Origin of the sequence: Allobosea spartocytisi, from assembly GCF_014764685.1 — a bacterium.
Lineage (GTDB): Bacteria > Pseudomonadota > Alphaproteobacteria > Rhizobiales > Beijerinckiaceae > Allobosea > Allobosea spartocytisi.
Genome location: NZ_JACXWY010000024.1, coordinates 34,716 through 59,436, shown reverse-complemented (window position 1 = coordinate 59,436; position 24,721 = coordinate 34,716). Strand labels below are relative to the sequence as shown.

Below are 24,721 nucleotides of genomic sequence, written 5' to 3'. Positions count from 1 at the left end.
CCATACATGTATTTCATGTTCAACGGCGTTGTTTCGAGCATTTGCTTCCTGGTCTCGCATAATCTTTTCATGCTGCTGGTCGCGATCCCGCTGCACCTGTTCGGCTACGTCATGACGCTCCGCGACGATCGCATCTTCGAGATCCTGTTCGTCAAGTCGACCAAATGTCCACCACGCTCGCGGACCTTCTGGGCCGCCGATAGCTATTCGGTGTGAGGTGCGACGATGGTGGCCCGGGCACTGCTTGATGAACTGACCTTTGGCGCCGTCTCGCGAAGGGAACGGCCAGTCGCATCGCATGTGCCCTACACGCGGCATGTCGACGATCACATCCTGCGGACGAAAGACGGGCTCGTCCTGACGATCTTCAAGCTCGACGGCTACTCGTTCGAAACCTCCGACATCAGTGAAGTCAACGCGCGCCTGCTCGGCCGTAACGACGTGGTGCGAACGCTTGCGAACTCCCGCTTTGCGCTCGTCTCGCATATCATCCGCCGCGAGGTTCAGCCGCGAATCGAGTCGACCTTCGACAATCCGTTCTGCGCCGAACTTGACGAGCGCTATAACAGCGCGCTCTCCAAGCGCCGCATGTTCGTCAACGATCTCTATCTGACGATCGTGCGCAGACCGCTGCAAGGGCGGGCCGGGACCTTCGATCTCATGCTGACCAGGCTCCTCGGCCGAAAGGACGAGGCAGGCGAGTCGGTTGCGCGGCAGACCGCCCTCAATGAGCTACGCGACGTCGCGACCGCCGTGCGCGAAAGCCTCGCCGGTTATGGCGCGCGCCAGCTGCGGGTGGTCAATCGGGACGGCGTCTGGTTTTCCGAGCCCCTCGAGTTCCTCGTCCAGCTCCTGAATGGTGGCCTGTCGCGGCCGATGCATCTGCCCCGAATGGATCTTGCGGATGCGCTTTCGATGAAACGCATCTTCTTTGGTCGCAATGCGATCGAGATCAAGGGCGCAGGGCCTGCGGACAGCCGGTTCGGCGCGATGGTGTCGATCCGCGAATATCCGGCGCAAACCGGACCGGGATCGTTCGACAATCTCCTGCGCGTGCCACACGAATTCATTGCCACCCAGAGCTTTGCGATCGTCGACCGGCCGGAAGCGGCAAAGCAGATCGACCGCGTCTCGCGCCAGGTCGACATGTCGGACGAAGCGGGATCGATCGTCGCCGACCATCTCGATGAAGCGCGCGACGAGTTGCTTGCATCCGAGGCAATTTACGGCGAGCACCACATGACCGTCATGTGCCTCGGCCGCGACCTCGCTGAGGTCGGTGCTGCCGTCACCGCCGCCGGCGCGGCGCTGACCGATCGCTCGGTCATCTGGGTTCGCGAGGACCTGAATTGCGAACCGGCCTTTTGGTCGCAGCTTCCGGGCAACTTTGCCTACATCGCGCGTAAGGGGGTGATCTCGTCGAAGAATTTTTCCGGCTTCGCGTCCTTGCACAACTATCCGAGCGGTCGCCCGAGCGATAATCATTGGGGGCCGGCGATCTCGGTATTCGAAACGACATCGCAAACCGCGTATTATTATAACCACCACGTCCGGGACATCGGCAACTTCACGGTCGTCGGTCCGACTGGATCGGGCAAGACGGTCTTCCTGTCCTTCATCGCGGCGCAGACGCAGCGGATCGTGCCGCGCCCCAAACTGGTGTTCGTCGACAAGGATCGCGGGGCAGAGATTTTCATCCGCGCGCTTGGCGGCCAGTACGAGACGCTCGTGCCCGGCGAACCCACCGGCTTCAACCCATTGTCGCTTCCCGACACGGCTTCCAACCGGGAATTTCTCTACCAGCTCTTCGCCTTCATGCTGAGGCCGACCAATGGCGGCGACCTGTCGGCCTCCGAGGAGCAGGTCATCCGCAACGCGATCGCGGCGGCGCTCTCCGCCGGTGCCGACGGCCGGACGCTGAAGGCGTTTTCGACACTGTTGCGTGGTCGCATTCGCGCAGGGGAAGGAGACCTTCTTGCGCGGCTCGAAACCTGGATGAGGCTCGATCAGCGCGGCTGGTTGTTCAACAACGACGAGGACCAATTCTCGATTTCCAGCGTGTTCGGCTTTGACATGACACGCGTGCTCGACGATCCGGTCATCCGCACCGCGGCGCTGATGTACATCTTCCACCGGACGGAGGAACTTCTGACCGGCGATCCGGTGATGATCTTTCTCGACGAGGGTTGGCGGCTTCTCGATGACGACGTGTTCGCCTTTTTCATCCGCGACAAGCTCAAAACCATCCGCAAGCAGAATGGCATCATCGGCTTCGGCACGCAGTCGGCCGCCGATATCGTTCGCTCCAAGGCGTCGAATACGCTGATCGAACAGACCAGCACCAACATCTTCTTCCCCAATCCGAAGGCCGACGACGAAAGCTACAAACAGGCCTTCCGGCTGTCGGGCCGCGAGGTCGCGTGGATCCGCTCGACCGCGGCCGAAAGCCGTTCTTTCCTGATCAAGCATGGACGCGACAGCGTGGTGGCGCGGTTGAATCTCGCGGGCATGCCCGACCTCATCAAGGTGCTGTCGGGACGAACCGAGACGGTTGCGGAACTCGATGCGATCCGGGCGAAGGTCGGCGACGACCCCTCGGCCTGGTTGCCGATCTTTCTGGGGAGGAGCGAGCCATGAAGCTCACGACAATTCTTGCGGTCGTGCTCATCGTCGGCGCCGGAACACCGGCGTTCGCCAACATCCCGGTCAACGACGCAGCGCAGCTGACGCAGAAGTCCGACACAGCAAGCACGACGATCAAGCTGGTGCCGGTGACGACACAGCGCAAGGAGGCCAATAGCGGCGTCAAATGCGCGGTAACGACGGGCAAGAAGGCCAGCGTTACCAATCCGACGGTTCAGCCGCAAGCCGGCGCGGGCGCGCAAACGATCCACTCGTATGGTCCCGACATGCCGCTGACGAAGGACGCGACCGCCCAAGGCGCTGCGCTCAACAGCCAAACCCTGTTCCAGTCGAGCGGCGACGTGGTTGGCGGGCTCGATGCGAGCCGCTCGACGATCGCTGCGGCGCAGTCCGGCTTTCAGGCGGCCACTGGCCAGGTCGGCACGGCGCAAACCGTCATGGCCGCGATCGACATGAACAGCGCCGCACGCCTGCAGAACAATCTCGTCTGGAACAATGTCATTGCCTCGGCGAACCTTTGGGTCACGGCGGTAAACGCGCTCAATCTGGCCCAGACCAGCGACATGAGCCGCACTGCCATGGGGATGCGCGCATCGACAAGCCCTCAGACGACCACGCAGGGTCCGGCCTGCCCCGTGGGCACGATCGGGACGGGCACGGCAAGCGATCCCTGCCGTTCTCCGTCGACCTGCCAGACGACTCCGCCGGGCGCCACGCCCGATCCAGCCTGCGTGAGCGCCCGCTATGTCGATACGAACAACAACGTTCTCTTCTATCTCGCCCAGATCCAGAACGCGGCAAACGCCGCAGCAACATCGAACGGTCGCTAGGGAGGTTCCGATGCGCGCTCTTTTCGCAACTGCAGTTCTTTTCACCGCCCTCGGATTGGCGCCCGCGCGAGCGCAGGTTCCTGTGATCGACAACGCCAATCTCGCAAAAGCGCAACAAATCGCCAGCGACACCAAATCGATCCTGACTGCCGATCAGCAGATCATGCAGTTCACGCAAAAGACGCTTGCCGCGGTGACCGGCGATCGCTCCTCGCAAGCCCAGGGATCGCTGGCGCAGATGGCCCTCGGCGGCGGATTCACCATGGCGCAGGCACCCTCGCTTGGCTCGGTGATCTCCGGCGGAGCATTGTCTTTCGCCGGCATGGGCTCCGGCTCCCAGAACATCGTCTCGACGTTGATCAACGGTCTTCAGCTCGTCCAGACGATCACCGGATTGGCCAATGGCCAGAGCCACGCGGTCGATACCGCCTACAAAAATTCGGTCAACGTCGCGGCGACGCTGTCGGGCTTGATCAACTCGACCCAGAGCGCGGTTCAGACGCGCTCGCAGGCCTTCACGCAAGGTGGCCAGCAAATCGGCAGCGCCCAGGACCTGAAGGGCAGCGTCGACCAGAACACGCAGGTCCAGATCCAGACGGGTCAGACCGTCAACGAGCTGAATGGCGTCGTGAACAATGCCGCGGCTGCTGCGAACCAGGCCAATCTCGACCGGATCGCAGCGGAGTCCTCGGCCGCTCGCGCCATGAAGTTCACGCAGTGATGTAGGGGATGGGGCTTTGTCACCACGTTTTGTTGTCGTCACTATTGTCGTCGCACTCGCCGTCGGACTTATCGCCGGACGCGCGATTTTCAGCTCACCGCATCCGAGCCCCATCAACAATCCCACTGCAGCGGCGCAGGACGATGCGGCCGCCGCCGCTTCCCGGGCGATGACCTTTACCCAGCCGAAGGCGCCGGCCAAATGACGACAATCGCCCGCTATTGCATTCTCGCCTTGGCGGCGCTCGCGCTCGGCGGCTGCGCCTACAAGCCTTTGAAGGCGCCCTGTTCTGCCGACGAGGCCGGGACGCCGCTCGCATACACAGACAGCCCCTCCCACCAGGTCCCGGCGTCGTTCACAGCGCTCGACAGCTGCGGCCCAATGCGGCCGATCTGAGGAGCACGATGGGCAACACCTTCAACATCACTTCACTCCTGCAGTCGGTTGACCAGATCGGCCAAAACTACGTTCAGAGCGCCTACCAGGCGCTGTCCAACGCCGCGACCTCCGGCGGTGCGACAAGCGCCGCCGGCCTCCTGCTGACCCTTTACGTGATCTTCTGGGGCGTTGGCATCTGGCAGGGCACGTCCACCGGCGGGCCCGCCGATCATGCCTTCCGGCTGTTCCGCGCCTTCATGATCTACGCGCTGGCGACCAGCTGGAGCGACTTTCAGACGCTTGCCTATAACGCCTTGAACAGCGGGCCCTCCGCGATCGGCAACGCCCTCCTGAGCGTCGTCACCACGCCGAACAACACCGGAACGGCTGCAAACCTCACCTCGGTCAACGGCGTGCAGTCGGCGCTGCAGAACATGTGGGACACGACAAACTCGGCGACCGAAGCTTTCCTCCAGAACGCCGGAATCACGAACTGGGGACCGTATATCTTTGCCGCTGTTTTCTACGTGGTGATGGCGATCCTGATCGGCTTTGCCATCTTCCTCATCATTCTGTCAAAGCTGTTCATGTGGCTGCTGCTGGCGCTCGCTCCAGTCTTCATCATCCTTTTGCTGTTCGGTGCCACCTCGCGCTTCTTCAGCGGTTGGCTAAGCTCGATCGCGCAATACTTCGTGGTTCAGGTGCTCGTCTACGCTTTCCTCGCCTTCTACGTCTCACTCATCCAACAGTCGATCGATGCGCTGAACGGCGTCGCCAGTTCAAAATCGGCAACCTGGGCGACGATCGGTCCCGTGGTCCTGCTGGCGATCATCGGCATCCTGCTGCTCAGCCAGATCAACAACGTCGCGGCGGCCATCGCTGGCGGCGTCCCGATCTCCTCACCACGGGTCGGCGCGGTCCTTGCGACCGCGACCGGCTTCCGGTTCGGTGTTGCTGCGAACCGTGCCCGGCTGGCCTTCCGCAATCCCTTCAACCCGGCCTCAGTCTCGCGGCGTGAAGAACTCGCTTCCCGCCAGCGCGCGCGTGTCGGCCTGCGCTCGGCCTCGTGGGCGCAGTCGGCGGAATTCCGGCGGCTGGCCGATCAGATTCGCAATTCGGCCTCGACGCCGACACCAGGCGGCGGAGGGAGGCCATGAGCGACGCGACCGCCCCTGAACCGAAACGTGTGGATCCCCGCTACTATGTCGAGGGTGCGACCTGGGAACAGGACATTGCCCGGCGCAATCGCAATTCGCGGGCGCTCGCCTGGATCGTCGCCGCCGTGATGAGCGTGGTCGCCGTCGCGGCGCTTGGCGTCCTTGCCTTGCTCGTCCCGCTGAAGACCTACGAACCGTACATGGTTGTCGTCGACAAGACGACGGGCTTCGTCGAGGTCAAGCGTCCGATGGCCGAGGGCGCACTCACCCAGGACGAGGCCGTCACGATGTTCAACGTCGTGCGCTACATCAAGGCGCGCGAGACTTACGACCCCCGTGCGCTGAAGGACAATTTCGATCTTGCCCAGTTGCTCGCCACCGGCGACGCCGCACGTGAGCTGACCGAAATCTATTCGCCCGCCAACCCCAACAATCCGGTCAAGCTGCACGGCACGAACACCGAGATCGCCGTCAACATCAAGTCGGTCACGTTTCCGAACAACCGCACGGCGCTGGTCCGGTTCTCGACGGACGAAAAGTCGGCGACCAGTGTCGTGACGCGAAACTGGGTCTCGCTCGTGCGCTTCCGCTATAGCGGTGCGCCGATGCGCAACGAGTGGCGCTTCGACAACCCTCTCGGCTTCCAGGTTCTGGAATATCGCCGCGACCAGGAGTCCGCGCCGTCTCCCGGCACGGCCGGAGCGCAGCAATGATCACGCGTCTCCTTGGCACTGCCCTTGTCCTTTGCCTCATCACCGCTCCCGCGTTCGGAGAGGCGCTTCCGCGACCGGGGCGGACCGATCCGCGCGTGCGTGACGTCGTCTACAACAAGGATAATGTGACGGCGATCGACGCAAGTTACGGCACGTCGACGATGATCCAGCTCCAGGCCGACGAAAAGATCGAGACGCTGGCGCTCGGCGACTCGGTGGCCTGGAAGGTCGAGCCGAACCGCAAGGGCGACATTATCTTCGTCAAGCCGGTCGAGAAGAACGCACAGTCGAACCTGAACGTGGTCACCGACAAGCGCATCTACGTTTTCCTGCTGCGCTCGAACACACGTCCGGCGACCAATCAGATTTACGCCGTGCGCTTTCGTTTCCCCGAGGACGAGACGAATGCGAAGCTGCTCGCCGAGGCCAAAGAGCGGGCCTCGAACCCCAATCTGGCCAGCCTCAACGTCGCCAACGCGAACAGCGACTACGGCTACAAGGGTTCGTCGGCAAACAAGCCCGTCGCAGTCTTTGACGACGGCACGAAGACGTGGTTCCGCTTCGAGGGCGAGACCCCGGCGATCTACATCGTCGATGCCGACCGCAACGAAAGCCTCGTCAATTTTCGCACCGAGGGACCCTATGTCGTTGTCGACAAGGTCTCGCCGCAGTGGACGCTGCGCAACGGCCAGGAATCAACCTGCATCTTCAATCGCCGGCTGACGAACATCCACGAGCCAAACGGGCTCGAGCCCTATGCGCCGCAGCGCGTCGGCATGGCCGCCAACGGGGGAGGGTGACGGGCGATGCCGACGCCTGATGATTATCGTTCATTCGAACTCGAGGCTTCGGCCGCGACTTCCGTCGCGCGCGGTAGCACGACCGTCAGCCGGTTCCTGAAATTCGGCATCCCGCTCGGCGCCGTTCTCGTCGCCGGATGGATGATCTACAATTCGACCAAGCCTCGCCCGACCAGCATGACGACGCCGGACAAGGAGGACTTTACGACCACGCAGTTCCCGGCGCCGTCGCTGTCGACACCGCGCCCGCAGACCGATCAGGGAACGATCGTGATTCCCAAGGCGCCGGAGGCGCCACCTCCTCCTCCCGTGCCACCGCCCGTCACCATCCAGCCGCCGGCGCCGCCCGAGCCGCCGCTCGCGATCAGTCCGCCAAACGACGACGAGGCTCGCCGTCTCGCCGAGCTCGAACGGCAGCGTCAGGAGGAAGAGGAGCGCCGAAAGTGGGAGCGCCTCCGTGCGCCGCAGGTGATCTCCGACAATGCCGCGGCGGCCGCCGCCGGGTCGGTCAATCCCGACAGCAGTGGCTCCGCAAACGCCGCTCAGCCGGACGATGATCCGAACCGGCGCTTCCTCGCCTCGGTGTCCGCGGGCGGCGTCGACACGGCACGTGCCACCAAGAACCCTCGCATCGATGCACTTGTCGCGCAGGGAACGATGATCCGCGGCGTTCTCGAAACGGCCGTGCAAAGCGATCTGCCAGGCATGGTCCGCGCCGTGGTGACCGAGAACGTATGGTCGTTCGACGGACGCCGCGTGCTTATTCCTGCCGGCACCCGTCTCGTCGGCGAGTACAAGTCCGGGATTTCGCAGGGCCAGACCCGCGTCTTCGTCGTTTGGACGCGTCTTCTTCGCTCCGATGGCGTTTCCGTGCAGCTCGGCTCGAACGGCACTGATGATCTCGGTCGGGCCGGTAACGCCGGCGTCGTCGACAACCATTACGTCGAGCGCTTCGGCGCAGCGATCATGCTCTCGGTCGTCGGTGGCGCGGCGCAGTTCTTGAGTTCGTACGGCCAGAATTACAGCAACACCAACGGCACCGGGACGATCATCACAACGACCGATCCGGTCACAGGGGCGATCACCCAGACGCAGACTGGCGTGAACCAGAACCAGCTGAGCCTGCAGGCGCGCCAGATCGCCGCCCAGAACGTCTCGCAAACGCTCACCAACATCGCGCAGGAGGCGCTCCGCAACTCGATCAACATCCCGCCGACGATCTATCTCGACCAGGGCACGCGGATCATCGTCTTTGTGCGCCGGGATCTCGACTTCTCTGCCTTCTATCCGGATCCGGTCAAGGAGGCCCTCCAGGAGATCAAACGTGAACGCGCCGGCCAGAAGCCTGACGGTCTTCATTGACCGAGCTTTGGAGCCGGTACGCCGCTGGCTCGAGGATGACCAGGTCGTCGAGATCTGCGCGAACGGTCCGGGCGAGGTCTGGGTCGAGCGCTTCGGTCAGGCGGCCATGGAACGTCACGCCGTCGAGCAGCTGACCGAACAGGCGATCCGCCACCTCGCCGAGCGCGTCGCCGGCCATTCCGGCCAGAGCGTCAACGAGGAGCATCCGCTGCTTTCCGCTGCGCTTCCGACCGGAGAGCGATTTCAGGGCGTGATCCCGCCCGCAACGACCGGTGGCGGGGGCTTTGCCATCCGCAAGCAGGTCATCAAGGAGATGCGGCTCGATGACTATCGCAGGCTCGGTTCGTTCAAACAGGTGGAAACGGCGGGCGAGGGCGCGCTATCGGATATCGACCGCCAATTGTGCGAGCACCTCGATGAAGGCCGCATCGAGGAGTTTATCAGGCTTGCCGTCGTCAGCCGGTATTCAATACTCCTTTCGGGCGGCACGAGCTCGGGCAAGACGACGTTTCTCAACGCGATCCTCAAAGAGGTGCCCGAAGACGAGCGCATCATCACCATCGAGGACACGCGCGAGGTCAAGCCGATCCAGAAGAACTATCTTCCGCTCGTCGCGTCGAAGGGGGACCAGGGCGAGGCGCGCGTCACGGTTGAGATGCTGCTGCAGGCGTCGCTGCGCCTCCGACCCGACCGCATTTTTCTCGGCGAGATCCGCGGTTCGGAAGCCTATTCCTTCCTCCGCGCGATCAATACGGGGCATCCCGGTAGCATCACCACGGTCCACGCCGACAGCCCGGCCGGTGCTTTCGAACAGCTCGCCCTCATGGTGATGCAAGCCGGTCTTGGACTTCGACGTGAGGAGATCGTCGCCTACATCAAATCCGTCCTGCCGATCGTCATTCAGCAGACCAAGGTCGGCGGTTGGCGGGGAACCTCCGCGATCCATTTCTCGCGCATGGCTGAGTGGCGGGCCGAGCGCGAAGCGGGGAGGGACCATGGCGCGCGTCACAGCCTTTAGGATTGGCGTCGCGATCATCTGCGCGGTCGCGTTCTGGCTGCTCTGGAGCCTCGCCTACGAGATTGCCGTGGGCCTGCGATGGGCGCCAACCCGATTTCCGAGCGAGGGCGCGACGCGATGGGCGCTGCTGCGCATGCAGAACGCCGACCGGTCGACGGGGTTCTTTCTGATCGCCTGGCAGCATTTCTACGAACGTGTTCTGTACGCGCCCACGCGGATCGAGGCGGTCATCCGTGCCGGCTACGCCGCGGGGGCGGTATTGGCGCTCGCAATTGGCGGTGTAATCTTCGGCATCGTGAACCGGCGGCAGATGCCTTATGGCGCAGCGCGATTCGGCACATTGATGGAGGCCGCCAAGCAAGGGCTGACAAAGAAGCAGGGCATCATTCTCGGCACATTGAACGGCACCACGATCCGTTCGGACGAACCAGCGCACATTCTCGTCGTCGGTCCCTCGCGCTCAGGCAAGGGCACGGGATTCGTCCTTCCGAACGGGTATCTCTGGCAAGGATCGGCCGTCTTCTTCGATCCGAAGCGCGAGAATTTCGATGCCTTGGCAAACCATCGGCGCACGATGGGCAACAAGGTCTTCATGTTCTCACCCGGTTCGCCCGACACGCACCGCTACAACCCGCTCGACTTCGTTCGCCGTGACGAGCGCATGGCGACCGACTGTCTGGTGGTCGCCTCGTTCGTCATCCCGGAGAAGGCCGACGACACCTGGGCCGGCGCTGGCCGGCTCCTGCTGTCGTCATTGATCGGCTATGTGCTCGCGTCTCCGCTCACCAAAAGCGCCGAGCACATGCGCACGGTCGCGCGCATGACGACGACGGGCAAGGACATCTCGACGGTCCTCAGGGCAATCGTGAAGACGGAGCGCCAGCACCTGCCAACCTGGGTCGTCGATAGCTTCAACCAGTACATCGCGCTTGAGCCGGAGACGCGAAACAGCGCGGTCTTCAACGTCAATATGGCGATGAGCCTGTGGAACAACGGATTGATCTCGGCGGCGACGGAAACGTCGGACTTCGACATCCGAGAGCTCCGCCGCACTCCCACGACCATTTTCATCGGCTGTACGATCGCCGAGCTCTCCATCTTCCGGCCGCTGATCCGCATTCTGTTCCAGCAAATCCACGACCTGCTGATGGAGAAGATCCCCGGCGCCGACGAGCCACATCAGGTGCTGCTCATGCTCGATGAGTTCTACCATGTGGGTCGGATGGATTCGCTGATCTCGAAAATCACGATCTCTGCAGGGTACGGTTTCCGAATGGCGATTGTAATGCAAGACATCGCGCAGCTCGATGAACTGTATGGGCGCAGCACACGCGTCACGACCGTTTCGGGTTCACAGATCAAGCTCTTCATCCAGATCAATGACCTCGACACCTCCGAATTCGTCTCTGAGATGCTCGGCGAGACCACGCAGGTCTACAAGACCCCTGTCATGCGACCGGGGCAGGGCATTTTCGCGCCTCGTGTCTGGGCGCCCCACTACACCCCACGACCGCTGCGCAGTCCTCTCGAGTTGCGCGAGATGTCGGCGCGTTTGTCGATTTTAATGGTGAAGAACTCGCCGTCGTTCGAACTCACGAAGATTCGGCACTATCTCGATAAGCCGTACCGCGCCCTTTATGAAGTGGCAAAGGGATCGCCGCCAGCGCTGCCAAGACTGAAGGAATGGCGGGACGAAGAGCTGGCGGGAGCCATTGCACCGAGACCGGAAGCGGACGGCGGTGGGGCCGAGGAGCCTGTCCTGGGGAAAGCGCCCACGCCGAAAACGAGCCAATCTCAGGCAAAGCAACGCAAGGGTCCCACCCGACGGAAGAAGGAAGCGGCGAGCGATACCCCGGCGGGTTCGTCACAGGGCAGGCGAGAGGAGCCACCGCCCCTGGAGCTCGCCCCGCGCCCATCGGTACCGCGCCCGCCTGCCAAATCGCTTTCGCTCGGTGCCGCGCCACCGGCTCCCCCCGGGGAAGGATGCGATGTGCGCGAGATCCTCGCGGCGGCGACGGAGGGACAAGATGAGGAATTCAATTCGATGATGAAGATTCTGCGCGCGGAATCCGCGCCGAAGGTGCGAGAGGCATCCGAGGCGCTGCGGGCGCTCAATCGGTCGTTCGGTGACGATGGCGGCACGCCGAATGATGCGCGACGGGTCGATTGAAGCCGCGCTCGTCTGACTGCGCGCGTCGTTCAGAATATCGACCAGCCCTGGCTGCCGGCCACCGCGCCGAGGATCGTTGCAGCGCTGAGTGCAAGCAGTATCAAATGGGCACGATGAAGTATGGTAAAGGCGTATTCGGGTTTTCGGCGTGCGAGTTCGGCAAAGCGTCTGTGAAGAATGAGCGGTTCCAATGCAAAGAGAAGCAACATAAACGTCAGCCAGACGCCGACCATCGCATGCATCCACCAGAAGCTTGCTTGGTGAAAACGGTCCCAGAGATCGAGACGCCAACACATATAAAAGCCGGTCAGGCCGACCACGAGAACTGTGCTTCGTGCGTACCGCACAAATCGGTGCTCGACGGACTGGAAAGCACCGAGCTGATCGTCCCCTAGTTCCCGCCGACGAATGGCCGGCAAGATAATCAATGTTACAAATGCGACGCCCCCGATCCAGATTACAACGCCGAGAACATGGATCGCCCGAGCGAGAATGACATCGTTCATTTGGCTATGGCGATGGCTGTGCAAGGCTGCGCCGATCGGGCAGCTCGCCGCGATGATGGGCTATTCCCAACTGCAGGCTTTGCGCGATCATTTTGGATTTCGTTACAAACAATTCGGCCGCGTCGGGAGGGCAGCGATCCGACACCGTCTCACGAAACATCCGCAGCCAAAGCGCGAAATGATGCGGGCCAAGCTCGGATATCTTCACGTGAACTGCCATGGGTGTCCCATGGAAGCGGCCCGTCATAAGCAGGACGGACGACCAGAAGTCGCACATCTTCGCCAAGTGCGTGTTCCAGTTATCGTCGATAACAGACTCGAAGATTGGACCGAGCGTCGCATCCGCGCGAATGCGAGTGTAGAATGCATGCACGACGTCGCTGATCAGCTCTTCCGTGATCCCGACGGCATGTCCGGGTCCTACTCGGAGATTGGCATTTGTCATTCCGAACCCTCTGCTGACCGGCACGTCTGGCGTGCTGTTGGGCGTCTGGATCAGCCACACGCTGTTGCGCTCGTTTGGCTCTGAAAATCCATTGGGCCGTGCCGAGCATTCAGCCAAAACCTAGACGGAAGCCCTAAAAGATGCAACTAGAATGTATCTTTTAGGGGCCGCCATGGAGTCGCATGAGTGAAGCCGTGCGAAGCGCCTTTTAGGGATTGGACAGACCTCACTATGGACATAGCAGCAGCGAAGACGTTCCTAGAAATCGTTAGCACCGGCAGCTTCGTCAACGCAGCGTCGAACCTTCACATCACGCAGACAGCCGTCGGCGCGCGCATGCGCGTTCTGGAAGAGGAGCTGGGCCAGCAGCTCTTCACCCGGACAAAGGCTGGGGTGACGCTGACGCCGGCCGGCGAGCGCTTCATGCGCTTTGCGATGGGCTTTGTTCAGATGTGGGAACGCGCACGGCGCACGGTTAGCGTTCCAGATGCGCAAATCGCGAGAATCACGCTCGGTGCGGAGTTGATCGTCTCGAATCCTTTGATCCAGAACTGGCTGCAGTGGATGCGGAACGCGCATCCTGAATTTGCTTTGGCGGCATATATCGATAACCCTGATAGTCTCGTCGAGCGGGTGCAGGCCGGGACCCTGGACCTGGCGGTGCTGTATGGAATGGCGCGCCATCCAAATCTCGTCACCGAGCTTCTCGTCGAGGAAAAGTTGGTTCTCGTCGAAACGACCGGCCACGAGAGAACGATGGGAATGGAGGACTACGTCGCGATTGACTGGGGGCGGGATTTCACGGCCGCCTACCAAGCGGCATTTCCGGACAGGACCTCACCGTCTGTCACGGTGAATTACGGTCCGGTCGCACTCGCTTACCTCCTTGCGGTAGGAGGAACAGCCTATCTACGAATGATGGTCGCGCGGCCGCTCTTGGAAAGCGGCCGAGTGCGTCTTGTCGGCGATGCTCCGCAGTTCCCGTATTCGATTCACGCCGTCTATTCGAGCGCTGCCGACGAAGAGATGGTACGGGTGATCCGACAAGGCTTGCGGACATCAATGGGCTGGTCTTCCATCAGCCGCGAAGCTTGAATGAGTTCGTTCCTGATCTTGGCTCGACTGCGGGATTTGCGAGCCCGGGCTGGGACGCGCGGCAAGAATGAGAAGAGCTGCGATAAGGAGGGAGAGCCCGGCGTTGATGTCAGCCATGCTGATGCCCAAAAGCTGCCATTGAATCTGATCACATGGAATCACTTTGACCTGGTCAAGCGCTGTAAGCAGATCGGTGCTTAAGGACTGAGGCGTCGCGGCGCAGGCGGTCGGGACTTCCCATAGCTTCATCTCTACTCCCGCATGAAACACCCCCAGATAGGCACTCCAGGCGAATATGGCTGCCACGAGCACCAAGGCTAGGCGCCGCAATAGTGGAGGAAGTCGGCTCCACGAGAGAAGCACAACACCGACGATCGGCAACGCAACATAGTATGGAATTCTTTCCCCTAGGCAGAGCTCGCAAGGCACCAGGCCTCCCCAGATCTGCGACGCCCATGCGATGCCGATTGCCATGCAGCCGAGAACGAAAGTCAGAAGGACGACAACTTTACAGAGGTAATCGTCGAGAGATTTGAACTTCATGAGTGTCCTCTAATCGTTTCGATGCCTCTCGGCACACTATCCATGTTGTCGCTTTGGATTGGTTGGGAGGCCGGAAACAGCGATCGGTTGAGCAGGAGCCGCACTGTGGCGAGGAAGATCGTCCCAACGACAATGTTGGCAACGATGAAGGTTATTGGAGCGAGCAGGTTCGCAGGCCCGTTGCCTCCTCGTTCAACCATTCGAAGGAGCGTTGTGGCCAACGATGCTGCACCGAAGGTAAAGGCCCAATAGGGCGGACCAAACGGCTGCTGGCGGATCCAGGGCATCAGTCGGAGGATCACCAAACCCTGGAGAATGCCGTACCCGACCAGGCCCGCAACAAAGATGTCCGGAGGCCCAGACGTAATGCTCATGTAGGTGACACCGCCCACCACGGGCGGAGCAAACTGGATCCCGAGACTCGGCCGCTGGGCGACCGGGAGACGATCGACCGTATAGAGGCGGTGGGCAAGGACAGACTCGATTGCGAGCCACGAGAAGACACCCGCGCCGAAGGCCAGTTGACCCCATTCAGGAAATCCAAGAGTGGCGGCAATCGTGCCGGTGACGAATGATCCTGCGACTGTTGGAAGATACATGACAGCCGTGGTTGCCCCGTGATGCCTGTCGTCCTGCCAAAGGCTGCCGGTCTGCCACACAGCATAAGCCAGACTGAAAATCGCTCCCGCTGCGAACAGAGCAAGGGCGCAGGCACGCCAATAAGGTGCAGCAACCCCCGCAATGAGCATTGTTGCAACTCCGATCAGCCCCACGAAGCTGCAGTCGATCGGATCCAGCAACTCCTTGACAGCATGCTCTCGCGCGAACAGCCACTTAGACAGGTAGAGGAGGAGGAGAACCGCCCAGACAAAGGCAGCGACGGCATTGATCGCCTCGCCGATGTCAGCCGGCAAACCCCAGACGCGATGCGCCACGCGCCATGTGTTTCCCAAGCCGGCAAGTCCTAGCACCATGCTGAAGAAGGAGACGGGGACGAGAGGAAGTCGAACCCTTATGTTGCCTGCCTGAATAATGCGCTTCATCTGCAGCTCCGGGCTCCAGACGTGACCGCGGAACCTGCCCATCGCACGCTGCAGCAAACCGACATTGGTTTGCGCGCCGCGATTTCGTGTGTCGTCTCGAAAATCAGTCGGGGAGCCGATGTGGTCTCGCCGGTGTTGCCTTACGTTGCAGTCAGATAGCGTCAAAGCTAAAAGACGCCTGTCCGGTGCAACGTTGCAATATCTGCATCGTCGATGCACCTGGCTCAAGATCATAATGTTGCGGTCGCAGCGCAAAGATTTTGCCGCCGTTCGCGGCCAACCGGTGTTTCTAAAGAGCGCTAAGCCGACGTCGCGCTAAATTGCGGTCTTCCGATCGCTCGACCTCCCTGTGGCATCGAGGATGCGCCATCCGAAGAAAAGGAGCGCAACCGTCTTCCCGATCTCCGCAGCGATATAGACAAGATGCAGCGGGGAGTTCGGCAGCGCTCGGTTGCCTTGGATGAAGGCCACAACGCCCTGGTCAAGGGCCGGGATCAACCAGAGCGTTTCGGTAAGGACGATGACCGCCGGAATTGCGACTGCACGCAGCAGGGCGCGCTGGTGGGTCGCGAGCGCAAAAGCCGCGATCACGACGACAAACACCAGCTCGACTTTATTGTAGACCGCGAACGTGTGACGCCCGACGTCGAGCCAACCGGGCCAGGTCAGTGTCGTAGCAAGAAACTTGGCGGGCGTCGCAATAAAGGCAACGCCGATCGTCACGCCCGCCCAGATTAATAGAGCGCACGGGCCAAGGATTTGCGAACGTGTCTGCAACGGATCCGCTTTCATCTTTTCGTTTTCTCATTAGCGTCGGACTGGTCGAGGATCCGGTAGAATTCGACTTGAAACCGAGCTCCTACGCCAGGTTCGACTCTGTGAAGGATCATCGGCTCGACCAGGCCGGGCGGCTCGCCGCATTTGAGCATGGCACGTGAAGCCGGGCGGCGGGGATCGTCGACGACATAGAGAAGCTCGCCTTCCAGCACATGGATCAGCGCCCAGCAACCAGCCTTTGTCGAGTGCGCTTTGAGCAACGCAACAGGGACCGTGTCTGTCGCGAAGATAGGCGTGCGCTTGTATGCTATGCTATTCCCCGGCAAACGAGCATCGCCGAACGCGGTCATGGCGTGCTCTCGGGGTGTGGCTTTGTGCTCAAATGGGCAAGCTTGCCCGCCACCCCGTCCCATTCCGCAGCATCCTGCGGAGGCGTTTCCTTGGCAGCGAGGTTCGGCCAGACCATTGCGTATTTTGCATTCAGCGCCAACCAATCAGGGGTCGCCTGCGGGTCGCTATCGGACACAATTGCTTCAGCCGGGCACTCTGGCTCGCAGACGCCGCAGTCGATGCACTCGTCGGGATGGATGACGAGCATGTTCTCGCCCGCGTAAAAGCAATCGACAGGACAGACCTCAACGCAATCCATGTATTTGCATTTGATGCAGTTCTCGGTGACGACGTAGGTCATGTGCGTATTCTCTCCTGCCAAGGTGGCTTACCCGCGCCCCCATCTGCACGGGCCGGGCGTCTTGGCCGATGGCAGTTAATGGTAGCCGACGTCGGCTCTGACTTTTCCGCGGAAGACCCAATAGGACCAGCCCGTATAGACGAGAATGATTGGTAGAAGAATGAGCGTTCCAATGAGGAGGAAAGCCTGAGTGTCGGGGGCCGATGCAGCCTGCCAGAGCGTGTAGCGATGCGGCACGATCATAGGAAATAGGCTGACCGCGATGCCGATATAGGACATCACGAAGAGGCCGACGGTCGCGAGGAATGGCGCCACTTCGCCATCCTTGGCAAGCGCGCGCCAAATCCAAAGCGCAAACAAGCCGGCGGCGATGGGGACTGGCGCGACAAAAACCATGTTCGGCCCAGAAAACCAGCGCGCGGCGATATCCGCGCTCATCAGTGGTGTCCAGACGCTCACGGCACCAATGGCAAGCAGAACGCCGGCAAGACAGCGTACCCCGTATCGGCGCATTCTCGCCTGTAATGGCCCCTCAGTCTTCATTACCAGCCAACATGCGCCAAGGAGCCCGTAGCCGAAGACAAGTCCCAAGCCCGTCAAAAGCGAAAATGGTGTGAAGCAATCCCAGCTCGAACCGACGAAGTGTCGGCCGTCGACCTTGAAGCCTTGTATGAAGGCGCCCAGCACGATGCCCTGCATGAATGTTGCGATCACCGATCCGTAGCAGAACCCGTGGTCCCAGAACGTCTTGTGCTCGGCGTCGCGATAACGGAACTCGAAAGCGACTCCGCGGAACACGAGCGCAAGCAGCATGGCCGCAATTGGGAAATAGACGGCGGGGATGATGATGGCGAAAGCGAGGGGGAAGGCGGCGAATAGGCCGACGCTTCCGAGGATCAGCCAGGTTTCGTTTCCATCCCAAACCGGTGCGATAGAATTCATGATCAGGTTGCGCGACGCGGTGTCTGGCGCAAGGCCGAACAACATGCCCACACCGAGATCGAAGCCGTCGAGCAACACGTAGAAAAGCACGCCGAGGCCAAGGATGAGTGTCCAGAGCGGGACAAAATCAAGCGTCATGTTCATTGGCCTTGCTCCGTCGAGCCCGTAGCAGCTGCCAAGATCGGTAACTGCGGACGACCGCTTTCGATCATGTCCTCGTGGGCGTCCGATCTTGCGACGCCGCGACGTACGATCCGCGCCATCAGAGCGATACCCGCTGGATACATGATCACGTACGCCAGGATGTAGCCGATAAGGCTAAGGAGGACATCCGGTCCGGTGAGCGACGGTGCGACAGAGTCTTGTGTCCGCAGGATTCCATAAACGAGCCAGGGTTGGCGACCCACCTCCGTAACGGTCCACCCGGCAAGAACTGCTATGAAGCCGAAAGGACCTGCGATTTCGCAAGCTCGCAAGAAAAAAGCGTTCTCGTGTTGAGTGCGGCGCAGGCGTAAGATCAGGCCCACCAGGACCAGCCCGAGCATGAAGAAGCCGAGGCCAACCATAATGCGGAACGCGAAGAACACGACAGCGACCGGCGGTCGCTGATCGGGCGGCACGTCTTTCAGACCGTGAACGACGCCGTCCATGCGATGGGTCAGGATGAGACTTCCAAGATCCGGAATATCCACGCTGAAACGGTTCGTCTCCCCCGCCTGGTCAGGAATAGCGAACAGCGTCAGTGGCACCTGCTTGGCCGTATCCCATCGTGCTTCGATCGCTGCGAGCTTGGTCGGCTGATATTCCAAAGTGTTCAGGCCGTGTGCATCGCCGAGCACAATCTGGAGCGGTACGAGTCCAAGCAACACCCACATAGTCGTCGAGAGCATAACGCGGCCTTCTTCAGGCGAACGACGCGATCTGATGAGGTAGGCCGCCACCGCGACAACAACAAAGCCGGTTGTCACGTAGAACCCGACGACCGTATGGGCCAGACGATAGGGAAAAGACGGGTTGAAAATGATCTCCAGCCAACTCTTCGGAAAGAAGCGTCCGTCTATCAACTCCGAGCCAGCAGGAGTTTGCATCCAGCTGTTGGTCGCCAGAATCCAGAAGGATGACAATAACGTCCCAAGCGCCACCATGAGGCTGGCAAAGAAGTGCGCCCATCGCGGCACGAGCTTGCGGCCGAAGAGAAGGACGCCGAGAAACGTCGCCTCTAGGAAGAATGCTGTCAGTCCTTCATACGCGAGCAATGGCGAAATGATGTTTGCGGTTGCATCCGAGAATCGGCTCCAGTTCGTACCGAATTGAAACGGCATGATGATTCCGGAGACGACACCCATCCCGAAAGCGATTGAAAATATCTTCGTCCAGAAGATCGAGATGCGTAGGTAGACTTCTCGTTTACGGAAGAAATACAGGCCTTCTACGAACGCTATATAGGACGCGAGCCCGACGGTGAACGCCGGCAGCAAGATATGCCAGGCGATGAGCCATGCGAACTGCATTCTTGAGAGGAGGACTGGATCGAGTGTCATCGTAACGTCGCCTTGCCTGCGCGAAACGCTGCGCGCGTTGTTTGCATAAACATATATTGCCGATGTATCTTTTAAGCAAGCCCGTTATGTCCGGCGTGTTCGAGATCTTCTCATCGCGCAGACATAGGATTCGAGTTGGTCGCGCTCTTGAGTGGCGGCGCAAATTCCGAGCAGAGAAAGGAGTGCAGGCTTTATCGGAGGCCAGGGATATGTCCCTGCACCATCGATCACCGATCTCACAGTATGGACGATTGCAGGTGGACCCGCGCGTGAACGGGCGTCTACGTCTATGCTACAGGTTCCAAGCCGAAGGTTTTTGGACTCAGCATAAGATCAGCAAGTGTATGGCGATCAAGAATATCGATGAAGGCAGCGAGCGCCTCGCCGAGCACGCCCCTGAGGCGACAGCGCGGAGTGATGAGGCATCCATTGTCGGCTCGGAAACATTCCACCAGAGCAAAATCTGGTTCCGTCACTCGCAAAACATCGCCCAGCCGTATCCGCTCAGGAAGCTTGGCGAGAGCAAGTCCTCCGGAGCGGCCGCGCACGGCCCGCAGAAAGCCCGCGCGTGTCAATTGATTGGCGACCTTCATCAGATGGGCGCGAGAAATCCCGTATACCTCCGCGGTCTCCTCGATCGTGATCAGCCGAGCTTGCTGAGCTGCGGCGTACATGAGCAGCCGCAGTGAGTAGTCGGAAAAGTCTGTCAGACGCATCCATTATCCTTCGACGCGGGTAGGCGATCCGGCCCTGGCGACAAAGATGCGTTACGAATATATGTTTTGCAAGGTCATCCTTCTCGCCGCTGCCGAAGCGACAAGTACGAGCCGGAAGTCTGTAGACCAGCTCGACGAGTCGCCTGTTTGAGGTAGGCGAGCCGCCCCGTATTTCGGCCTGATGCGGCGTCCTCCGAGGCGCGGATCGGGTTGCCCGAAGCCCCCCCGTCAGATCGTTAGGGTGCCCGCTCGAGCCGCCTCGTAGCGGTCGCTGATCCTCGACCAGTTGACCACGCTCCACCATGCATGCAGGTAATCTGTGCGACGATTTTGATATCTGAGATAATAAGCGTGTTCCCAGACGTCGTTGCCGAACAAAACGCGCTTGCCGTCCATAAGCGGGGAATCCTGGTTGGGGCGGGATTCCAGTGCCAACTTTCCATCGCGGGTCACCGTGACGAACACCCAGCCTGACCCAAAGACTCGCATGCCAGCGGCATCAAAGTCCGCCCGCAACTTCTCGATCCCTCCAAGATCTCGGTCTATTGCGCTGAGGACGTCACCTTGCGGCGTGCCGCCTTTGCCGCCCAAGACATCCCAATACATTGTATGATTGGCGTGGCCGCCCATATTGTTGCGCACGATCGAGCGAAACTCCTCTGGGAGCTCCATTAGATTAGCTAGGATCAGCTCCATGGGCTGGCTCGCAATCTGCGGAACTGCTTTTGCGGCTTCGTTGAGATTGTTGACGTAGGCTGCGTGGTGCTTGTCATGGTGCAGCTCAACGGTCTGTGCATCGATACAAGCCTCCAGACTGTCATAGGGGTATGGCAGCGAGGGCAGGGCGAATGGCATCCCGCCCAGCGGTTTTGAGCGATCGAGGACGTGTCCAAATGCGCTGTCAGAAGCCGCCGCCGCTGCTAGTGCGATGGCAGCGCCGAGAAACTGCCGACGTTCGAGCCCCATCGGAAGCGATCGACCCGCATAGTCAGTGGTCGGGGGTGCATCAGGATCGGAGCGCGATTCTCTGATAGTATGCATGGCCATTCCTTTTCTTTTACAACACGCCGCTAAATGCGGCATTCCACGCGCCGAACTCGACTGCCTCCTGTCATGAGGTTCAAGGGCGCAATCACGGCTCGTTCGGATAACCGATTACGGGAAGCACATTACTTCCCGCTGTCGTCATTAGCGGCGAGTGCCACGCCGCTGTTTGCCTGCACTGGCGGGAGCCGTTCTAGCCAGGCGTCGCCAAGAGTTAGGGTTCGACCAGCACTCGCCCCTTCATGGTGGGATGTATGCTGCATTGGTAGTCGATCTCACCGGGTTTTGCGGCGAGCACCGTGATGGACTGGCGCGGCGGGAGTTTTTCATCCCATATGCCTTGAGCCGTGACGGTGTGGGCCATGTTGTCCTTATTCACGAAGGTGACCTTGTCTCCCGCGTGCACCGTCACTGACGCGGGCTTGAACGACAGACCTTGTACCGTCACGGTGACGGGGTCCGCTAGCGCCGTTGACGCGCTCACTGCCAGCCAGACGATCGCGGCGAGACCTAGGGGCATCACTGCGAGACGTCGTCTCTGCGGGATCCGTTGCTTAGACATGATCATAGTGCGTATACCGTTTCTCGTTTCTGCTTGATCGACGTAGTGAGGTGTCCGTTACTGATGGCGCCGGCCGTACGAGACGGCATAGGCGCCTGACCTTTCCGATATCATTGGGTCTGCCGGCTCAATTCCGTCTGGTACATTGTCGGGCACGAACAACAGATCGCGTTGTGCCACCAGGCTGTCAGGCGCGAGCTTCGACACTTGGATCTCGCCGAGATTTATGAGTTTGCGGCTGTCGGGCCATGGGCGTGTTGGATCGGCTATTGGATCCCCTGCGTTAGCAATTTGCAGCAGGAGTCTAAATTTCACCGGGCCGGATTTGAGCCGCTCCGCCATTTCCGAGTGGAGATAATCCTCGGCGCTCTTTGCTCGCTGATCGTCGGTGAGATAATGCTCGCCGGCGATTGGCACGATTTGATACCTGCCATAAACCGCATCACCACGAGCGTTCGTGAATTTGAACGCGTTTACGCCGAAATATGGAAGCGTCCCGTAGCTGGCCGGAGCAGGTTTTACAGACGTCAGAAACGTCTTCGCCGCCGGGTGGCCGTCGAGAAATTTGTCAAGCGGTGTCGGCTTTTGGGCATTCGGACCGCTGGCACCGATTGCGAAAAATAAGTCTCGGAATTCTGCTCCGGTTTTAGCCGGGAAGCCGTTGACCGAGTGGGAGACGATGTCGGCAGAGGAGCCGTCCTTCATTTCGAATTTGATGGCCATCCCGCGTGGAGACGCCAAGTTTGGATCGTTATCCGCAACATCAAGCAATCCCGCGAAGTTTGAGAAGCGAACGGTGATCGGGATCTGGCCAGTGTCCTTCTGCAGGAAGTCTGCTTTAGACACCGTCTGCGCGGCACTGCTTGGAACGAATTCACCCGTCAATACGATGCCCTTCGCGTGCACGGCACGTGTATCGGGATGCTGCCCGAACGCGCTGTTGAGGGCGTTCACCAATTGCTCTGCCAATGGCGCATCCGAAGCGGAAGGAGCCGGGCTCGTGGACTGTGCCCAGGCACCGCTACCTGAAAACGCCAGCGCCGCCAGGGGGGCGATCAGTAAGGCAAGTTTTTTCGTATAACGCATAAGGTTAGGTCTCCCTTTGATCTGTAACACCATTTTAACGACATTACCGACATCTCTTATTGTCATTATCTGCCGCATGTTTGCCGATGTGTGAACTCCCGGGCTCGCCGATGCGGGCACGTTTTCCGGTTGTGATTGGGAAGCATCCGGAGCGGGATCAGCGATCGCTGAAGGCAGCGTGCGAGGCACGCATCCTATTGGCTAAACGCTGGGGGCAATCAGACGCCGATGACTTCACGGCAGAACATCGTCTGCCGTTGTTCGTCGGTGCGCCCGTCAGTGCGGCCAGGCGCGTTCTACCGAACGCGCCTAATCTTGCCGCAGGCGATGGGCAACGTCACATGTGGATCGTAAGGGCCGACGTGACCATCCACTGTGGAGGGCAGATCGTTCGTACTTACGACGCCATGAACGTAAATGACCCTCTTGTCGAGATCGAGCTTCCCCCCGCTGTATACGCTGGCGAATTTATCGCGCAGCTGCTGCAGCGGCACCGTCTTGGTGTAATCGAAGGATCCGCTTGAGTCCGCGTTCGGATAGGAATCATTCGGGATGTTCATCTTTTCGGGTGCCCCATCGAAGGGCACCATTGTCGTTCCGGACACCGCGCCCGTTTCGACCAGATCCACGTAGCCGTCATGGTTGGCATCCTGGGCAGACGTTGCGCATGCGGCACTTTTGCCGTCCGGATATCCATGGAAATGCTCCCAATGCTGCATGTTCGGCGGGGTACCCGTCATCTTGATGTGGACCTTGAGGCGCGACCCCACCACTTCGATCGTCGCCGTCCCGGTTGCGGTGGCCCCCGCCTTGGCGGAATTCAGCGCCACGAGGTCGGCCTGATACACCTCGTGCTGTTTCGCGGAGACCGCACACGCGCTAGATGCCAACAGCGCAAGGCCGAGGGCTGTTACACCGATATTGGTTCGCATTTTATCCTCCGATTTCGTGTTCCGTTCGATGCGGCGAGCGCATCTACGCGGGTTGTTTCACATGAGCCCAGCCGAGCGTTGGAAGCTGCTGACCGGTGCGGCGCGACGAAGAAGTTTTCGCCGTAGCTCAAACCCCCGTGACCACCGATGCTTAACGCTAGGCGTTATCACCAATTACGTCAATCTTTATTGTCATTATTGATCGTGGATTTTCAGGTCGTTCGGCGCGAGACCATTTAAAGGACGACGAAGGCGATCGGATGAGGAGCGCCGACGGCCACTCAGCGACGCAGCGCCAAGCCTATGTTGACGCGTGTCTGAGCTGCTTGAGAAGATCTCGCTGCGTTTTGCCAGCTTCGATGCGGAAGCAACATGTGAGCTTGTCCGCATAATCGCATTCGGCGGAGGCGGGGCATCCCGATGCCGCCGCCAGAAAGGATGCGATCGCAGAACATATGCATGTATCGGTACGCACAAGACGGCCAACCGGGCAAGAATGGCTCATCACCAGGATGTCCTTCCCATCCGGGGAGATTTCTATTTCAGCGCCTTGCTGCGACAGAAATTTCAGCGCTGCGGCAAGTCCGAGACGCTCGGAGCGGCCGACGGCCTCGTTGACTTCCTTGTGCATGCTTTTGCCGACTGCTTCCATCGCCTCGCCGGTTGACGAGGTCGTGCCACTCGCCAGAACCGCGAGGAGATGAGGCGATATCGATTGGTAGGCCGGCGACGTAGCCTCGAACATTTCTGGGACGATCTCGTAACGTTGGGCTGGCTTACCGGCGCGCCCTGTTCGCTCAACGGATACTCGCCGAATCAACCCACGTGACTCCAGGTCCGTGAGAGGGACAAGCACAGCATTGCGCGTCACTTTGAGTTCGTGGCCGAGCTCGCTGATTGTCATCGGGCGGTGCCGCAGCTTGGTGAGAATCTCTGTTTTCGTCGATCGGATTTCGCTCATGTCGTAGCTATAAGCAGGGCAGGCCCTATCGGCAAGATCAAACAA

At 60.4% G+C, this 24,721-nt stretch carries 28 protein-coding genes; 13 read left to right on the top strand and 15 right to left on the bottom strand.

Going from position 1 to position 24,721, the window contains the following annotated elements:
• The 12 genes from IED13_RS24620 to IED13_RS24565 all read left to right on the top strand — a co-directional run.
• Nucleotides 1-216: VirB3 family type IV secretion system protein (locus IED13_RS24620; protein ID WP_191125772.1), on the top strand; the 216-nt coding region annotated here is incomplete at its 5' end.
• A gap of 9 nt (nt 217-225) precedes the next feature.
• Complete coding sequence (locus IED13_RS24615) at nt 226-2,637, top strand: VirB4 family type IV secretion/conjugal transfer ATPase (protein ID WP_191125771.1); 2,412 nt, start codon at nt 226-228, stop codon at nt 2,635-2,637.
• Nucleotides 2,634-3,473 (top strand): hypothetical protein, encoded by an 840-nt coding sequence (locus tag IED13_RS24610; protein ID WP_191125770.1) that lies wholly within the window; start codon nt 2,634-2,636, stop codon nt 3,471-3,473. The genes IED13_RS24615 and IED13_RS24610 overlap by 4 nt, the downstream gene beginning before the upstream one ends.
• Nucleotides 3,474-3,483: 10 nt before the next feature.
• Nucleotides 3,484-4,194 (top strand): type IV secretion system protein, encoded by a 711-nt coding sequence (locus IED13_RS24605; protein ID WP_191125783.1) that lies wholly within the window; start codon nt 3,484-3,486, stop codon nt 4,192-4,194.
• Nucleotides 4,195-4,210: 16 nt separating this feature from the next.
• Nucleotides 4,211-4,399: a hypothetical protein gene (locus tag IED13_RS24600; protein WP_191125769.1), complete on the top strand. Its 189-nt coding sequence runs from the start codon at nt 4,211-4,213 to the stop codon at nt 4,397-4,399.
• Complete coding sequence (locus IED13_RS24595; protein WP_191125768.1) at nt 4,396-4,590, top strand: hypothetical protein; 195 nt, start codon at nt 4,396-4,398, stop codon at nt 4,588-4,590. Before IED13_RS24600 ends, IED13_RS24595 begins: the two co-directional genes overlap by 4 nt.
• A gap of 8 nt (nt 4,591-4,598) precedes the next feature.
• Nucleotides 4,599-5,729: a TrbL/VirB6 family protein gene (locus IED13_RS24590; RefSeq protein ID WP_191125767.1), complete on the top strand. Its 1,131-nt coding sequence runs from the start codon at nt 4,599-4,601 to the stop codon at nt 5,727-5,729.
• Entirely contained in the window at nt 5,726-6,442 is a 717-nt protein-coding gene (locus IED13_RS24585) for a VirB8 family type IV secretion system protein (protein ID WP_191125766.1), read from the top strand. The genes IED13_RS24590 and IED13_RS24585 overlap by 4 nt, the downstream gene beginning before the upstream one ends.
• Nucleotides 6,439-7,242, top strand: a complete 804-nt coding sequence (gene virB9 / locus IED13_RS24580) for a P-type conjugative transfer protein VirB9 (RefSeq protein WP_191125765.1) — start codon at nt 6,439-6,441, stop codon at nt 7,240-7,242. Before IED13_RS24585 ends, virB9 begins: the two co-directional genes overlap by 4 nt.
• Before the next feature lie 6 nt (nt 7,243-7,248).
• Nucleotides 7,249-8,604: a type IV secretion system protein VirB10 gene (virB10, locus tag IED13_RS24575; RefSeq protein WP_191125764.1), complete on the top strand. Its 1,356-nt coding sequence runs from the start codon at nt 7,249-7,251 to the stop codon at nt 8,602-8,604.
• The gene (gene virB11, locus IED13_RS24570; protein WP_191125763.1) at nt 8,567-9,622 is read left to right on the top strand and encodes a P-type DNA transfer ATPase VirB11; all 1,056 of its coding nucleotides are present in this window, start codon (nt 8,567-8,569) and stop codon (nt 9,620-9,622) included. The genes virB10 and virB11 overlap by 38 nt, the downstream gene beginning before the upstream one ends.
• Nucleotides 9,600-11,792 (top strand): type IV secretory system conjugative DNA transfer family protein, encoded by a 2,193-nt coding sequence (locus IED13_RS24565; RefSeq protein ID WP_191125762.1) that lies wholly within the window; start codon nt 9,600-9,602, stop codon nt 11,790-11,792. The genes virB11 and IED13_RS24565 overlap by 23 nt, the downstream gene beginning before the upstream one ends.
• A gap of 29 nt (nt 11,793-11,821) precedes the next feature.
• Here IED13_RS24565 and IED13_RS24560 read toward each other — a convergent pair whose 3' ends face one another.
• Nucleotides 11,822-12,298, bottom strand: a complete 477-nt coding sequence (locus IED13_RS24560) for a DUF4149 domain-containing protein (protein ID WP_191125761.1) — start codon at nt 12,296-12,298, stop codon at nt 11,822-11,824.
• Between the two features lie 4 nt (nt 12,299-12,302).
• Nucleotides 12,303-12,803 carry a group III truncated hemoglobin gene (locus IED13_RS24555; RefSeq protein ID WP_318652314.1) on the bottom strand — a complete coding sequence of 167 codons (501 nt, stop codon included), beginning with the start codon at nt 12,801-12,803 and terminating at the stop codon, nt 12,303-12,305.
• Between the two features lie 171 nt (nt 12,804-12,974).
• Here IED13_RS24555 and IED13_RS24550 point away from each other — a divergent pair, with 171 nt between their 5' ends.
• Nucleotides 12,975-13,838, top strand: a complete 864-nt coding sequence (locus IED13_RS24550) for a LysR family transcriptional regulator (RefSeq protein ID WP_191125760.1) — start codon at nt 12,975-12,977, stop codon at nt 13,836-13,838.
• Here the strand turns inward: IED13_RS24550 and IED13_RS24545 are convergent.
• The 13 genes from IED13_RS24545 to IED13_RS24485 all read right to left on the bottom strand — a co-directional run bounded on the left by IED13_RS24545 (nt 13,803) and on the right by IED13_RS24485 (nt 24,676).
• Nucleotides 13,803-14,381 (bottom strand): disulfide bond formation protein B, encoded by a 579-nt coding sequence (locus tag IED13_RS24545; protein WP_191125759.1) that lies wholly within the window; start codon nt 14,379-14,381, stop codon nt 13,803-13,805. The genes IED13_RS24550 and IED13_RS24545 overlap by 36 nt on opposite strands.
• The gene (gene tehA / locus IED13_RS24540; RefSeq protein WP_191125758.1) at nt 14,378-15,424 is read right to left on the bottom strand and encodes a dicarboxylate transporter/tellurite-resistance protein TehA; all 1,047 of its coding nucleotides are present in this window, start codon (nt 15,422-15,424) and stop codon (nt 14,378-14,380) included. The genes IED13_RS24545 and tehA overlap by 4 nt, the downstream gene beginning before the upstream one ends.
• Before the next feature lie 315 nt (nt 15,425-15,739).
• The gene (locus tag IED13_RS24535) at nt 15,740-16,216 is read right to left on the bottom strand and encodes a hypothetical protein (protein WP_191125757.1); all 477 of its coding nucleotides are present in this window, start codon (nt 16,214-16,216) and stop codon (nt 15,740-15,742) included.
• Nucleotides 16,213-16,551, bottom strand: coding sequence for a TehB family protein (locus IED13_RS24530; RefSeq protein ID WP_191125756.1), 339 nt, complete (start codon nt 16,549-16,551; stop codon nt 16,213-16,215). Before IED13_RS24530 ends, IED13_RS24535 begins: the two co-directional genes overlap by 4 nt.
• A complete protein-coding gene (fdxA, locus tag IED13_RS24525) occupies nt 16,548-16,892 on the bottom strand; it encodes a ferredoxin FdxA (RefSeq protein WP_191125755.1) in 345 nt (114 codons plus the stop codon). The genes IED13_RS24530 and fdxA overlap by 4 nt, the downstream gene beginning before the upstream one ends.
• 75 nt (nt 16,893-16,967) lie before the next feature.
• A complete protein-coding gene (gene cydB, locus IED13_RS24520) occupies nt 16,968-17,978 on the bottom strand; it encodes a cytochrome d ubiquinol oxidase subunit II (protein WP_318652313.1) in 1,011 nt (336 codons plus the stop codon).
• Nucleotides 17,975-19,375 carry a cytochrome ubiquinol oxidase subunit I gene (locus IED13_RS24515; protein ID WP_191125754.1) on the bottom strand — a complete coding sequence of 467 codons (1,401 nt, stop codon included), beginning with the start codon at nt 19,373-19,375 and terminating at the stop codon, nt 17,975-17,977. Before IED13_RS24515 ends, cydB begins: the two co-directional genes overlap by 4 nt.
• A 287-nt stretch (nt 19,376-19,662) precedes the next feature.
• Nucleotides 19,663-20,091, bottom strand: a complete 429-nt coding sequence (locus tag IED13_RS24510) for an Rrf2 family transcriptional regulator (RefSeq protein ID WP_191125753.1) — start codon at nt 20,089-20,091, stop codon at nt 19,663-19,665.
• A 228-nt stretch (nt 20,092-20,319) separates the two neighbouring features.
• Nucleotides 20,320-21,057, bottom strand: coding sequence for a superoxide dismutase (locus IED13_RS24505; protein WP_191125752.1), 738 nt, complete (start codon nt 21,055-21,057; stop codon nt 20,320-20,322).
• 292 nt (nt 21,058-21,349) lie between these two features.
• Nucleotides 21,350-21,655 (bottom strand): cupredoxin domain-containing protein, encoded by a 306-nt coding sequence (locus tag IED13_RS24500; protein ID WP_210323744.1) that lies wholly within the window; start codon nt 21,653-21,655, stop codon nt 21,350-21,352.
• A 99-nt stretch (nt 21,656-21,754) separates the two neighbouring features.
• A complete protein-coding gene (locus IED13_RS24495) occupies nt 21,755-22,783 on the bottom strand; it encodes a catalase family peroxidase (protein ID WP_191125750.1) in 1,029 nt (342 codons plus the stop codon).
• A gap of 296 nt (nt 22,784-23,079) precedes the next feature.
• A complete protein-coding gene (locus tag IED13_RS24490; RefSeq protein ID WP_210323743.1) occupies nt 23,080-23,715 on the bottom strand; it encodes a hypothetical protein in 636 nt (211 codons plus the stop codon).
• Between the two features lie 301 nt (nt 23,716-24,016).
• Nucleotides 24,017-24,676 carry a helix-turn-helix transcriptional regulator gene (locus tag IED13_RS24485; RefSeq protein ID WP_191125749.1) on the bottom strand — a complete coding sequence of 220 codons (660 nt, stop codon included), beginning with the start codon at nt 24,674-24,676 and terminating at the stop codon, nt 24,017-24,019.
• Nucleotides 24,677-24,721: the final 45 nt, after the last annotated feature.